This window comes from Sorangium sp. So ce693 (assembly GCF_051521375.1).
Taxonomy (GTDB): Bacteria; Myxococcota_A; Polyangia; order Polyangiales; family Polyangiaceae; genus Sorangium; species Sorangium atrum.
This window is the reverse complement of the sequence record NZ_CP150347.1, coordinates 11,215,828-11,228,594: the sequence shown is the minus strand read 5'-3', so window position 1 is coordinate 11,228,594 and position 12,767 is coordinate 11,215,828. Positions and strand designations below refer to the sequence as shown.

The window sequence follows — 12,767 nt, the reverse complement described above, 5'->3', positions numbered from 1 at the left end:
ATTCCCGACTCGCTCGCTCGTGGCCCATCGCTGTCGTGATCCTGGCGCTCGCCGGGCTCGTGGTCTGGCGCGCGCCAACGAGCGCGTCCTCCCTCACGCCAGCCGGCGCCATTCCGGCGAGCGCTCCGGGGGTGAAACCCGGGGCGGCGCGCGGCGACTCCGCGGAGGCCTCGTCGGCTGCCGCAACGCGGGTCAGCCCCGCGGAGCGGTCGCCAGAGCGTGCAGCCTCCGGCTTCGTCGGCAGCGACCGCTGCGCGCCGTGCCACGCCGAGGAGCACGCCGCGTGGCAGGGCTCGCAGCACGCGCGGGCCATGCAGCACGCGAGCGCCGCCACCGTGCTCGGGAATTTCGAGGGCGCGCGCCTGCGTTACGCCGGGCAGGTCCACCGCTTCGATCGCCAGGACGGAAGATACTGGGTCACCACGGACGGCCCCGATGGCCAGCTGCACCGCTACGAGGTGCTGTACACCTTCGGCGTCGAACCGCTCCAGCAGTACCTCGTCGCCGGCCCGGGCGGGCGCTTGCAGGCGCTGCCATTTGCGTGGGACGCGCGCCCCCAGACACGCGGTGGGCAGCGCTGGTACCACCTGAACGAGCGCGACGACGTGCGCGCCGGCGACGTGCTGCACTGGACCGCCGCCAGCCAGAACTGGAACCACATGTGCGCCGAGTGCCACTCGACGCACGTCACGAAAGGGTACGACGCGGCCGCGGATCACTTCACCACCACCTGGTCCGAGATCAGCGTCGGGTGTGAAGGCTGCCACGGCGGCGGCGCGCGCCACCTCGACTGGACCAAGGCGAGGACGCCGGACCCCTCGAAGGGCCTCGACGTGCGCTTCGACGAGCGCCAGGACGCCACGTGGACGCGGCTGCCCAGCGGCACCGCGCAGCGTGGCAAGCGTCCATCGAGCGGCACCGAGAGCGCCACGTGCGCGTTCTGCCACAGCCGCCGCGAGACCCTCTCGCAGCCGTTCCGGCACGGCGCCCCGCTGCTCGACAGCGTGGCGCTCGAGCTGCTGACCGCGCCTTTCTACACGCCCGACGGCGTGATGAGCGACGAGGTCTTCACCTACGGCTCGTTCCAGCAGAGCAAGATGGCGAATGCCGGCGTGACGTGCAGCGACTGCCACGATCCGCACTCCGGCCGCCTGCGCGCCGAGGGCAACGGCGTGTGCGCGTCCTGCCACGAGCCGGCGCGCTTCGATGTCCCCGCGCATCACCACCACGCCGCGAACGCCGCCGCAGCGAACGCCAGCGCAACGCGCGGCGCGCCCGTCGCTCCGCGCTGCGTCGACTGCCACATGCCGGCGCGCACGTACATGGGCGTCGACGTCCGTCACGATCACGGCTTCCGGGTGCCTCGGCCGGATCTCTCGGTCCGCCTCGGGATCCCGAACGCATGCGCCGACTGCCACGCGCAAAAGCCCGCGAGCTGGGCCGCCGACGCCGTGCGAGCCTGGCTCGGCCGCCCCGCGCAGGGCTACCAGACCTACGCTGAGGTCTTCGCTCGCGCGCGCACCGCGCCTGGCGATCCGACCGTTGCCGCTGAGCTCCAGCGGCTCGCGACCGACCGCGCCATCCCCGCCATCGCGCGCGCCACCGCGCTCGCCTCGCTGCGCGCTGCCCCGACGGCCGCGTCGCTCGCTGTCCTCCGCGCGGCGCTCGCCGATCCCGAGCCATTGCTACGGCGCGCTGCGCTCGGCGCGCTGGAGGGCTACGACCCTCGTCGCGCCGCGACCGTCGCCGCGCCGCTCCTCGCCGATCCCGTCCGCGGTGTGCGCGTCGAAGCCGCGCGCGTGCTCGCGGGCGTCGACCTTCGCGCCTTGCCCGAGCGCGCCGCGCAGCAGCTGGACGGGGCGTTGCGCGAGTACATCGCCACGCAGACCCTCCACGCCGATCGGGCCGAGGCCCAGAACAACCTGGGCCTCGTCTTCACCCGCACGGGCAAGCCGCGCGACGCCGAGCACGCCTACCTCGCCGCGCTTCGCATCGAGCCCGGCTACGTCCCCACCTACGTGAACCTCGCCGACCTCTATCGCGAGCTCGGCCGCGACGCGGACGGCGTCGCGCTGCTCCGGCGCGGAATCACCCGCCTTCCCGAGGAGGCCGAGCTGCTCCACTCGCTGGGCCTCGCCCTGGTCCGGCAAGGCCACCAGGATCAAGCGCTCGAGCCGCTGAAACGTGCCGCCGAGCTCGCGCCCGAGCAGGCTCGCCTCCAGACCGTCTACCAGGCCGCGCTGACCGCCCTGCGATCATCCCCCCAGGCTGCTCACGCCCAGCCGCGTCTCGGACGGCCATGAGCTCCTCCAGCCCTCAGCGGTCACCACTTCGGTCGTGAACGCGGGCTCGTCCCTGCGTTCGCATGGCATGTCCCCTGCAATCGGGCTTCGCCCTGAAAAGGAGCGTTGCCTGTCATGACGAAGCGACCTTCTCGGCGGACCTTTCTCCACGCCGCCGGTGCCAGCCTCGCGCTCGGCGCGTGTGCGCGGAGCGCGCAGCTGCGGCAAAACGCTACATCCCCGGGCGCGGGCGCTCCGGAGCCTCCCGAGGGGCCTTCCTCCGGGGCGCCAGAGGAAGAGGACGTCGAGCTGCCGGCGGGCGGCGTGATGCCGATGAGGACTCTCGGGCGGACCGGCGTGAAGGTCAGCCTCCTCGGCCTCGGCGGCTACCACATCGCGGTTCCCGACGACGAGCAGGAGAGCATCCGGCTCGTTCGCTTCGCGATCGATCACGGGGTCACCTTCCTCGACAACTGCTGGGACTATCACGACGGCAAGAGCGAGGAGCGCATGGGCAAGGCGCTTCAGGACGGATACCGCAGCAAGGTCTTCCTGATGACCAAGCTCGACGGCCGCACCCGGGCGACCGCAGAGGCGCAGCTCGAGCAGTCGCTCCGGCGGCTGCGCACCGACGTCATCGATCTCGTGCAGATGCACGAGATCATCCGGATGGGCGATCCCGGGCAGATCTTCGGGCCCGGCGGCGCGATGGAGGCGCTCGTGGCCGCGAAGAAGGCCGGCAAGATCCGGTTCATCGGCTTCACGGGACACAAGGACCCGGACATCCACCTCGCCATGCTGAAGATGGCCGAGCGGCAGGGCGTCCCGCTCGACACCGTGCAGATGCCCCTCAACGTTTTGGATCCCCATTACCGGAGCTTCGAGAAGAAGGTGCTCCCGGTGCTGACGCAGCAGGGCATCGGGGTGCTGGGGATGAAGCCGTTCGCCGGCGGGGAGATCGCGAAGAAGGGTGTGGTCTCGCCGATGACCTGCCTGCACTATCCCATGAGCTTGCCAACGTCGGTGGTCATCACCGGCTGCGACAGCCTGGGTGTCCTCAAGCAGGCGCTCAAGGCGGCTTACACGTTCCAGCCGCTCGGCAGCGAGCGCGTCTCGGCGATCCTCGCGCGCACCGCCGAGCTCGGGGCCAGAGGGGAACACGAGCAGTTCAAGACCACGGAGCGCTTCGACGGCACGACGAGGAACCCCCACTGGCTGACGACGGCGAACCTCTGAGCGGGAGCCCCGCGGGGGCTCCCGACGCAAGGGGACAGCCTCGCAACGGACGTCGCCGAGCAGGCGCCCTGCTCCTCCGCCGGCGCCCCGCGCGCGCCAGCCGCCGCACGTGCCCGAGCGTGTGGATTTTTTAGCCCCACAAGAGAGAGCGCCGCCGACGACATCGATCGGTTTTTGAACTACCGTCGCTTTCTCAGGAGAGTGAATGAATCAGGGTTGCATGTCCGATATGGCCGGCTGCCTCGCCGCCCAGGCGCGAGCCCATGTCCGATATGCAGGGGTGCCTGGTCGAGCACGCGCCGGCCATGTCGTCCGGGCGTTGGGGCTCCTGCATGTCGATGTCCAGTGGTGCGGCGTGTCAATGAATCACGAACCTGTTCGACGACTTGACCAGGATGGTGGATGGCATGTTCTGCCCACTGCGACGTGGGATAAGACGCCCCTTGACTTCCAGAGCCCGTTTGCTTGCACTATCCGCCCGAGTCGGTCTCCCTCCGCCACGCGGCGATTCGATCCTGGTCAAGTCGTCGAATAGGTTTGTGATGTCAATGAGAAGATCTGGAGAGGCAGGCGGTCATGGACGTCTATGAGGCAGTCAGGAGCCGACGGGCGGTGCGCGGATTCACCGACCGGCCCGTCTCCAGGGAGGTGCTGGAGCGCGTGCTATCCGCGGCGGCTTGGTCGCCATCCGGGTCGAACCTCCAGCCGTGGAACATCTACGTGGTGACCGGCGCGCCGCTGGCTGAGCTCAAGAAGCTCGCCGTTGAGCGCGTGGCTGCAGGCGACCCCTGGGACGAGCGGGAGTACGAAATGTACCCGCCGGGACTGAAGTCCCCGTACAGAGAGCGCCGGTCCGCCTTCGGCAGGGAGCGCTACGCCTCGCTCGGCATTGCTCGCGAGGACTGGGAGGCGCGGCAGAGGGCCGCAATCGCGAACTGGGACTGTTTCGGCGCGCCCGCCGCACTGTTCTGCTACATCGACCGCGACGTGGGCCCGGCCCAATGGGCCGACACCGGGATGTATCTGCAGACCGTCATGCTGCTGCTGCGCGCCGAAGCGCTGCACAGTTGCCCGCAGATGGCGTGGTCGCAGGTTCGCAAGACCGTCGCGCAGGTCCTGTCACCCCCGGACGGGCTCATCCTCTTCTGCGGCATGTCGATCGGCTACGAGGACCCCACGGTCGGTTACACCCGTACGGGCCGGGCGCCGCTCGACGAGACAATCAAGTTCGTCGACGGTTAGTTCGCGCTCTTCAGGGACCGGACACTAGAAGCCGAAGGTCGGATCCTTCTCGGAAGTGCCCTTGTTGGAGGGCGCAGCCTGGGAAGGCCGCCTCGCCGGCGGAGGCGCCGACGGACGTGTCGATCTGAGCGTGGCCCTCGCCGAGCCGGAGGGGGGAGCGGGTGAGGGAGCTGCCGACGCGGCGTCTGCGCCCGCCGGGGCCGACGAAGCCGACGTGGCGGGGACGGCGCTCTCGTCCGGGGGAGGCGGGGAAGGCACCTCCTCCACCCGCGCCGGCGCTGCGGCGGATCCCGGAGCGTGGGGCGGAGACGCCGCCGCAGGGGCAGCGGTGACCTCGGGAGCAGGCGAGCGAAGCAGGACGACGGCGGCGATCCCCAGGCCGACCACGAGTACGCTGGCAGCCACGGCGAGCGCCGCTCGCGACGGGGCGCGACGATCCACGGGCGGGGACAGCGCACCTCCCACGGCCTCCAGCGTGCCGCTGGCGGTCAGCGTGCCGCCCGCGGCCAGCGTGTCGCCCGGGCCCCCCACGCCTCCCGGGACCTGGGTGCGGTCCGCCACGACCGTCCCGCCCGCCGCCAGCGTGCCGCCGGCGGTCACCGCGTCGTCCAGGGCCACGGTGCCACCCCCGACGGCCTGCGCGACGCCGTGAGCCGGCGCGCCGCCGTGAGCCGGCGCGATGCCGAGAGCCTGCGCGATACCGTGAGTCGGCGCGCCGCCGTGAGCCTGCGCGCCGCCGTGAGCCGGCGCGACGCCGTGAGCCTGCGCGCCGCCGTGAGCCGGCGCGACGCCCTGAGCCAGCGCCTCGGTCGAGTCCAGCGAGTCGCGCGAGTCCGGCACCACCCCGCTGCGCTGCACCGCCGCGGCGAACGCGCGGGCGAGCTCGCTCGCGCTCTGGAACCGCTCCGCGGGCTCGCGCTTGAGCGCGCGCTCCAGGAAACGATCCAGCTCGGGCCAGAGGTTCGGCGCGAGCTGCGAGGCGACCGGAATGTCGCCCGTGCAGATCTCCACGAGCACGTCGCCGAGCTCTTCGCCGGGGAAGGGCAGCTGGCCCGTGAGGCACTGGAAGATGATCACGCCGAGCGACCAGAGATCGCTGCGGAAGTCGATCGTCTTGCTCCGGCGCACCTGCTCCGGGCTCATGTAGTGCGGCGAGCCGATGAGCGTACCGGTCTTCGTCGCGTCGGCGGCCAGCCCGGTGCCGGTCGACTTGGCGACCCCGAAGTCGAGGATCTTGACGATCTCCTCGCCCTGCCGCGCGAGGAAGATGTTCGCCGGCTTGAGGTCGCGGTGGATGAGCCCCACCTCGTGCGCTCGGCGCAGCGCCTTGCTCACCTGGCTCACGATGCCGAGCAGCTCCTCCGGCTCGAGGCGCCCGTGGCGCGCGAGGTACGCCGCCAGGTCCTCGCCTTCGAGCAGCTCCATGGCGAGGTAAGGCGTGTCGCCCTCGAGGCCGTAGTCGTAGACGTGGACCACGTTGGGCGTCCGGAGCTGGGCCGACGCCTTCGCCTCCCGCTCGAACCGCGCGCGCGCGACGGGGGAGTCGGCGTGCTGCGGCATCATGAACTTGAGCGCGACCTCGACGTCGAGATGGAGGTGCCGGGCCACCCAGAGGAAGCCCATGGCGCCGCCCGACAGCGGCCGCTCCAGGCGATACTTCCCACCGACGACGCTCCCCGCTTCAAGCGACAGCATGCGATCGAGCCTTCCGCGTCCCAGCGTCCGTCCGTTCGGGCCTCCGCGGTCTAGCAGAGGCCGGGCCCCATGTCGCGCGTCTTACAGCGGCCGGCATCTCGCCCCATCATGCCACGGGCCCGGCGGCGCGACGAAGGCCGAGCGCAAGCGGGCTGCTGTCGCATCTTCTCCTCCCTGCATCGGCAGGCTGCTCCTTCCTGCATCGACAGGCTGCTCCCAGGCCCTCCGGGCGCTCCGCGGCATCGAGGCGAGGGGTCGATGTCGCTGAAGAGGGAGAAGCCGTTCCCGCCCAGGTGGCCCAGGGCATCGCTCCTGCGAATACAATATTGGTGAAATTTCTCGCTGCTCAGGCGTTCGGGGCCCGCCGATCCCCGACGTCGATGCAGCCCAAAGCGAGCTGTCGTGCTCGTCCGTGACACGGGCCAGAGCGCTGCGTGCGCAGGAGCTCGATCCCCAGCGTCGATGTCCACGCCTTCGACCGCCGCGTCCTTCGCGCTCTCCCGCGGTACGCGCACGCGCACCCCGAACATCCCCCCGACGAACTACCACTCTCCTAACCATCGATTCGCACCCCAAACGTCGCGGCGGCGCAGCGCTGAAGACACGATTTCTGAACGACATCGATGCGGCGCATGTAATGACCCAATTCTTCTCCTCCCTATACGCGACGTCGCTCTACGTCGCTTCGTAAAAACAGCACGCCTCGCGCGCAATCGGCTTGCTGACGCGTCCGATAAATCCCATCTTCGTCACCGCATCGATGCGCAGCAGATTCGACGCCTTCTGCAAGAACGTCCTGCGCGAGACCCTCGGTCTCGTCGGCGGCGCGGACACTCAGGTCGAGGTCATCGCGACTTCCCAGACCATGGACATCTGGTACGTGCCCGATCCCGCCCGCGCCGCGTTGCGCGCAGAGCTCGGCCTGCTCGGCGAGCTCGCCGCAGAGCCCTGTCAGTTCGAGCCGTTCCACGACACCCCCGGTCCGGCCGAGCTGCGCGGCTGCGTCCGCAAGCAGCTCCACTGGCATCATGAGCTCGAGCGCCGCGCCGGCGGCGCCGTGCCCTTCTCGCGGCTATGCGTCCTCAGCAGCGGCCGGCCCGCCACCGTGCTCGACGCGTTCGGCTTCGACCCGGTGCCCGGGCGCCCCGGCCTGTACCGGGCCGCGCCGGGATGGCGGATCGACCTCGTTGTCATCGCCGAGCTGCCGCGCACCCGAGACACCCTGCTGCTGCGCCTGCTCGGCGCGCGCGCCGTGCTCCGGGATGCCATCCGCGAGCTCGTCGCCCTGCCCGAGGACGCCTGGGAGAGGAGCATCGCCCTGCCCTGGCTGGTACGATTGCGCTTCGAGACCCCGGCAGAGCCCTCGGCGCGCACCGCGGAAGACGCGGAGGAGGAGGAGATCGTGACGGAAGTTCAGCAGTGGTTCGAGCATCTCAAGCAATCCCTCCGCGACGAGGCGCGCAGGGAGGGCCTTAACGAGGGCCTCCAGGAGGGGCGCAAGGAGGGCCTCCAGGAGGGGCGCAAGGAGGGCCTCCAGGAGGGGCAGCTCCGGGTGCTGGCGAGGCAGTTCGAGAAGAAGCTGGGCCGACCGCTGACCGACATGGAGCACTCCGTGTTGGCTGAACGGTTCGAACGCCTGGGTGCCGATCGTCTCGACGATGCAAAGCTGGCACTCCCGCCCGAGGCGCTCGCCGCCTGGCTCGCGGACCCGACGGCACGCTGAGACAGATCCGTCGTTCGCCGACGGTGCCTACGCTTCCGTCGCGGGGCTCGACGCGGCCATGCGCCGAAGCGACGATCGCCGTGCCGTCAGCGGTGACAGGCCCACGGGGCCTCCGGCGCGGGTCGGGCTCCGCCGCTCGGGCTCCGCAGGGCCATCGGCGAGCCCGAGGACGAGCCCGCCCAGCGGCAAGGACCCGAGGCGCATGCCCTCGGCGTCTCGCGCGGAGGCGTAACCGCGACGTCCGGTACTAAGCTGCGTGCGCCATGGTCGACGCTTCCCCCATCACCGCCGTCCTGGGCCCGACCAACACCGGCAAGACCCACCGCGCCATCGAGCGCATGCTCTCGCACGACTCGGGCATGATCGGCCTGCCGCTGCGGCTGCTCGCGCGCGAGGTCTACGACCGGGTGACCACCCGGGTCGGCGAGGCCCGCGTCGCGCTCGTGACCGGCGAGGAGAAGCGCGTCCCGAGGCGGCCGGACTACTGGGTGTGCACCGTCGAGGCGATGCCGGTCGATCTGGAGGTCGACTTCCTGGCCATCGACGAGATCCAGCTCGCCGCGCACGACCAGCGCGGCCACGTGTTCACCGAGCGCCTGCTCCTCTCGCGCGGCCGGCGCGAGACCTGGTTCCTCGGCGCCGACACGATGCGGCCGCTCGTGGCCGAGCTCGTGCCGACCGCCAGCATCGTCCAGCACCCGCGCCTCTCGCGGCTCGCGAGCGCCGGGGCCGGTAAGCTCTCGCGGCTGCCGCCGCGCAGCGCCGTCGTCGCGTTCTCGACCCCTCAGGTCTACGAGATCGCCGAGCGGCTGCGCGCGCAGCGGGGCGGCGCGGCCGTGGTGCTCGGCGCGCTCTCGCCGCGCACCCGCAACGCGCAGGTCGCCCTCTTCCAGTCGGGCGAGGTCGACTACCTCGTCGCCACCGACGCGATCGGCATGGGGCTCAACCTCGACGTGCGCCACGTCGCGTTCGCGGCGCTCCGCAAGTTCGACGGGCGCGCCGTGCGCGACCTCGACCCCGCCGAGCTCGCGCAGATCGCCGGCCGCGCGGGCAGGCACCTCGCGGACGGGACCTTCGGCACTGTCGCGCCGCTGTCGCTCCCCGACGGCGTGGCCGCCGCGATCGAGGCGCACAGGTTCCCGCCGGTGCGGAGGCTGCTCTGGCGGAGCAGCGAGCTCGACATGAGCTCGATCGACGCGCTCCTCGGGTCGCTCCGGGCGCGCCCGCGCGCCCGCTCGCTGAGGCTCGTCGACGACGCGGAGGACACGGCCGCGCTGGCGAGGCTCGCCGAGGACCCGGAGGTGCGAGCGCGCGCGCGGGGTGAAGAGGCGGTGGGGCTCCTCTGGGAGGTCTGCCGCATCCCCGACTTCCGCAAGCTCCTGTTCGAGTCGCACGTCGCGCTCCTCGCCGAGATCTACGGGCAGCTCTCGGGCCCGAGCGCGGCGCTCGACGCCGGCTGGATGGCCGCCCGGGTGGCCGAGATCGACGAGGTGGGCGGCGACATCGACACGCTGATCACGCGGATCGCGTCGATCAGGACGTGGACGTACATCTCGAACCACGCGCGCTGGGTCCGCGACGCGGCGGCGTGGCAGGAGCGCACGCGGGCGATCGAGGACCGCCTGAGCGACGCGCTCCACGAGCGGCTGGTGCAGCGCTTCGTCGAGCGGGGCGGCGGGGCGGCGCGCCGCTTGCGGGCGGCGTCGGGCGCGCGGTCGTCGCCGGGCGCGCGCCGGGAGGAGGCCGAGCCGCCGGCGGTGGCGGAGGGGCACCCGTTCGCGCCGATCGCGGCGCTGCGGGCCCGGCTCGCGCCGGGGCCTGCCGCGCCGGCGCCCGAGGACGACCGGGCGCGCTGGGTCGAGGCGCTCGTGGGGGCGCCGCACGAGCGGTTCTCGGTCGACGTGGGCGGGCGGATCTTCGACGGCGAGCGGCTGCTCGGGCAGCTCGCGCGCGGCCCGACGCTGCTCCTGCCCGACGTGCGGCTCGCCGCGCTCGAGGACCTCGGCGCGGGGGCGCGCTCGCGCGTGCTCCGGCGGCTCGTGGCGTTCGCGCGCGATCTCGTCGAGGCGCTGCTCGCGCCGCTGCGCGCGCCCGAGGTGCGCGCGCTGCCGGCCGCGGCGCGCGGGATCGTCTACCAGCTGGAGCAGGGGCTCGGGACGGCGGCGGCGCGCGACGCCGAGGAGCAGGTCGCGGAGCTCGCGCCGGAGGGCCGGGCGCTGCTCGCGGCGCACGGCATCGAGGTGGGCGAGCGCGTGCTCTACGTGCAGCCGCTGCTCCGGCGCGGCGCGCTGGAGCGCCGCCTCGCGCTGTGCGCCGCCTGGTTCGACCGCGGCCGGGTGCCCGCGTGCCCGCCGCCCGGCGCGGTGTCGATGGCGGTCGCGAAGGGCGTGGATCCGCGGGCGTACGCGGCGATCGGCTACCCGGTGTTCGGGACGCGGGCGCTCCGCGCGGACGTGGCGGAGCGGGTGCTCCGGGCGCTCGCGAGCGGCGAGCCGGCGGAGCGGCTCTCGGGCTGGATGGGGTGCCCCGCGCGGGAGGCGCCGAGGGTGGCGGCGTCGCTGCTGGGGTAGGAGCTGCCTGAGGTAATTCCTCGTTTTTTTGCTTTGAATTAGCCGGATTTGAGAGATTAGATTCTAAGTTCGGCTTGATGTTGTGCGAAGATTCAAGCTTATTATCTAGATTCAGCCGACTTTTGTCTTGTTTGTTGACCAGGATGTCTCGCTGCCCTGGGCACCCGGGCTCACAACTGCGGCGGTCCCCACGCCCGCCTTAAAAAACGAGGCGATTCTCATGTCCGAATTGTCGTCCAGGAGCGCGAGCCAAGATCTGGCGAACGCCGTCAGACCGGCGGCCATCATCGTCATCTCGCTCTATATCGCGGCGCAGCTCATCAGCCAGATCGCAAGCCTCAAGATCGGCGTCGTCTTCTCGCTGGCCGTGGACATGGGGACCTTCATCTATCCCCTTACCTTCACCTTGCGGGACATGGTCCACAAGACCATCGGCAAGCGCGGCGCCCAGACGCTGATCCTGTGCGCCGGCGGGGTCAATCTCCTGATGGCCCTCTATCTCCTCTGGGCCGCACAGGTGCCGTCCGACCCGTCCTGGGGGCTCGGCGAGCAGTTCTCGGCGATCCTGAGCCCGGTGTGGCGAATCGTGTTCGCGAGCATCGTCGCGGAGGTCGTGAGCGAGCTGCTGGACACCGAGGTTTTTCATCGGGTTCGCGAGGCCTATCTGAGAAAAGCGGGCCCCAGGCGCCAGTGGCTCGCGGTCCTCGCGAGCAACGCGGTCAGCGTTCCGGTCGACAACCTGCTGTTTTGCTTCGGCGCCTTTGCCTTTGTGCTGCCGTTCGACGTGATCCGGCAGATCTTCGCCATCAATCTGGCGACCAAATTCGCCATGACCCTGATAAGCCTGCCTGGCATCTATCTCGTGCCCGAAAAGAAGAGCGAGGACGCCCCCGAGCCGCAGGCATAGCTCCGCGGTTTGCGGGAGATCGAGCAGCGGTCCGCTCGCCACAGGTCCAGGCCTTCCATCCTGGCTTCGCCTACGGCAGCGCTGCCGTGGCGGTCTCGAGCTCGCTGGGGTCTGCCCACTGCTCAAGGCTTGCAGAAATCCTTGGCCGTCTGGACGGCGGCGACGGTGAGCTTCACCCCCTTCGCGCTGCCGGAGATGACGTACTCGGACGCCCCGTAGATGTCCGCGCCCGGCGCCCAGTTGTACGAATAGCCCAGCCTGGTCCAGGGGAAGCCCGTGGGCGTCTGACCCTTCTCCGGCACCTGCCACGAGGACATCGCCTGGTTCGTGAACCACCTGTAGTAATCGGCCGGAGCCGGTGCAGGCTGCTTTTCAGGCAGCTTCGTCCCGTTGCAGGAGTCGGTGTCGACGCGGGCGTCCGTGCACGGGCGGAAGATGCTCGCGGCCGGCACCCCCGAGAACGTGACGAATTGCCGCTCCATCGTGTCCGCGGGCAGCGGCGGCTGCGGGGCGGACATGCCGAGGACCTGGTGGATCTGGAGCACCACATCGCCTGTCCATGTCTTGCACTTGTTCTGGAGCTCGCCGTTGCTCGTGACCCACACGTCCCACTTCACGTTCACGGGCTGCTGCGCCACGTACGCGCCGCACTTGTTCGGTCCGCCGTCGCCCCGGCAGCCGGCCCAGGTTGTCACGGTGTAGGTGCCGTTCGCGTCGGGCTTGAGCGGCACGAGCTTGCGCGCGGCAGCGGGCGTGACGACGGCGGACTTGAAGATCGCCTCGCTGTAGAGCGCATCGAGATCCACCGCCGCGGGGGCCGCCGGGCCGGGTGCGGCTGTTGCCGGCGCGGTGGCGGCCGTCGCCGGCGAGGTCGCGGCAGGAGCGGGGCTCGTCGCAGGGGCCGCGGGCTCTGGGCCGGGTGAGGGGGCGGTGGCCGCGGCGGGAGGCCGCGCCCCCGACTCCGCGACACACGCTCCGAGCGGGAGCAGGAACAGGCTTGTCATGGCCGCCGTCGCGGCGCGTGAGGAACGGATCATCTTCGCGGCTTCTCCTTGGTTGTCGAACAACACTATCCGACCTGCGGTGCGGGCCAAAGCGTCACGGGCCCCCGT

Annotated in this window: 8 protein-coding genes; 6 read left to right on the top strand and 2 right to left on the bottom strand. The window is 71.1% G+C overall.

Annotated elements, in window-relative coordinates; all coding sequences use genetic code 11:
• Positions 1–35 precede the first annotated feature (35 nt).
• The 3 genes from WMF14_RS41885 to WMF14_RS41875 all read left to right on the top strand — a co-directional run bounded on the left by WMF14_RS41885 (position 36) and on the right by WMF14_RS41875 (position 4,760).
• Positions 36–2,303, top strand: a complete 2,268-nt coding sequence (locus WMF14_RS41885) for a multiheme c-type cytochrome (protein WP_437795917.1) — start codon at positions 36–38, stop codon at positions 2,301–2,303.
• Positions 2,304–2,417: 114 nt separating this feature from the next.
• Positions 2,418–3,518 carry an aldo/keto reductase gene (locus WMF14_RS41880; protein ID WP_437795915.1) on the top strand — a complete coding sequence of 367 codons (1,101 nt, stop codon included), beginning with the start codon at positions 2,418–2,420 and terminating at the stop codon, positions 3,516–3,518.
• A 576-nt stretch (positions 3,519–4,094) separates the two neighbouring features.
• Complete coding sequence (locus WMF14_RS41875) at positions 4,095–4,760, top strand: nitroreductase family protein (protein ID WP_437795913.1); 666 nt, start codon at positions 4,095–4,097, stop codon at positions 4,758–4,760.
• Positions 4,761–4,784: 24 nt separating this feature from the next.
• On the opposite strand, the gene WMF14_RS41870 is transcribed toward WMF14_RS41875, so the two are convergent.
• Positions 4,785–6,455, bottom strand: coding sequence for a protein kinase domain-containing protein (locus WMF14_RS41870; RefSeq protein ID WP_437795910.1), 1,671 nt, complete (start codon positions 6,453–6,455; stop codon positions 4,785–4,787).
• 760 nt (positions 6,456–7,215) lie between these two features.
• Here WMF14_RS41870 and WMF14_RS41865 point away from each other — a divergent pair.
• The 3 genes from WMF14_RS41865 (at position 7,216) to WMF14_RS41855 (ending at position 11,655) form a co-directional block, all read left to right on the top strand.
• A complete protein-coding gene (locus tag WMF14_RS41865; RefSeq protein WP_437795908.1) occupies positions 7,216–8,178 on the top strand; it encodes a hypothetical protein in 963 nt (320 codons plus the stop codon).
• Positions 8,179–8,441: 263 nt separating this feature from the next.
• A complete protein-coding gene (locus WMF14_RS41860; protein ID WP_272102319.1) occupies positions 8,442–10,748 on the top strand; it encodes a helicase-related protein in 2,307 nt (768 codons plus the stop codon).
• 220 nt (positions 10,749–10,968) lie between these two features.
• Positions 10,969–11,655, top strand: coding sequence for a queuosine precursor transporter (locus WMF14_RS41855; protein ID WP_272102320.1), 687 nt, complete (start codon positions 10,969–10,971; stop codon positions 11,653–11,655).
• A gap of 122 nt (positions 11,656–11,777) precedes the next feature.
• On the opposite strand, the gene WMF14_RS41850 is transcribed toward WMF14_RS41855, so the two are convergent.
• Entirely contained in the window at positions 11,778–12,692 is a 915-nt protein-coding gene (locus WMF14_RS41850) for a hypothetical protein (RefSeq protein WP_272102321.1), read from the bottom strand.
• Positions 12,693–12,767: the final 75 nt, after the last annotated feature.